The sequence below is a fragment of the Mesorhizobium sp. M7A.F.Ca.CA.002.04.1.1 genome (assembly GCF_004022805.1).
GTDB lineage: Bacteria > Pseudomonadota > Alphaproteobacteria > Rhizobiales > Rhizobiaceae > Mesorhizobium > Mesorhizobium ciceri.
Map to the genome: position 1 here is coordinate 1 of NZ_RZPL01001155.1, position 963 is coordinate 963.

The 963-nt window shown below is 62.8% G+C and carries 2 protein-coding genes; one reads left to right on the plus strand and one right to left on the minus strand.

The window, feature by feature from the left end; translation table 11 throughout:
• A partial coding sequence (locus tag ENZ75_RS32940; RefSeq protein ID WP_206617170.1) for an alpha/beta hydrolase occupies positions 1-144 on the minus strand: 144 nt, incomplete at its 3' end.
• Positions 145-393: 249 nt separating this feature from the next.
• Between ENZ75_RS32940 and ENZ75_RS32945 the strand changes: the two genes are divergently transcribed.
• Positions 394-963 (plus strand): VOC family protein (locus tag ENZ75_RS32945; RefSeq protein WP_164888227.1); only part of this gene is annotated, 570 nt, incomplete at its 3' end.

A 963-nucleotide genomic window follows, 5' to 3' on the forward strand; every position in this document is an offset into this window, starting at 1 on the left:
GTCCTCGCGCACCGGCTTCGACCACTCCGCCTGTTCGACGCGGCGCGCCGTCGACAGCTTCGACTGCCAGCGGCTCTGCCAATGGTCGGGGCCGGAATTGGTGTAGCCCGGCACGATGAGAATATCTGCGTCTCTGACCTTCATGGCGCTGAGATAGCGAGCGGCATCGCTTCGTGCAACCGGCAGAAACGCCACGTTTGATCACAATAGTGAACACCATGTTCGCTTCTTCGCGTCTTGTGTGAACGATGCGGATGGACGATCTGTGGTCAGGAAAAGAAACAGCCGTGCGCGGGAACCCTGACTTTGGAACTGACACGACGTACAATGATCGGCGGAGTGGGGTTTCTCGCTTTGGGAGCTTCATCGCAGGCCGGTCGAACGGAGCATTTGATGAGCGAGTTGCCTTTTGCCGCCACCACCCCGGTCAGCGTTGCCCGCGTCGGGCTGAAGGCGCGCGACGCGGAAAGCCTTGCCGCATATTATCGCAGCATCGTCGGTCTGCAGGAACTGAGCCGCGCCGATGGGGCGATCACGCTGGGCGCCGCCAACCGTCCGTTGCTGGTCATCGAGGCCGATCCTTCGGCCAAGCCGGATGATCCTCGCAGCGCAGGCCTGTTCCATACGGCCTTCCTGCTGCCCAGCCGTGCCGATCTCGGCCGCTGGATCAACCACGCCATATCAAACAAGATCGCCATCGAGGGCGCTTCCGACCATCTGGTCAGCGAAGCACTGTACCTGACCGATCCCGAAGGCAATGGCATCGAGATCTATGCCGACCGCCGTCCGCAGGACTGGAAGTGGAATGGCGACAAGGTGGCGATGGCGACCGAGCGGATGAACATTCCGTCCGTCGTTGCCGAAGTGCCTGCGGGTGACGCCGGCTGGCAGGGCGCGCCGGAAAACAGCGTCGTCGGCCATGTCCACCTGCGCGTCGGCAGGCCGGAAGACGCCGAAGCCTGG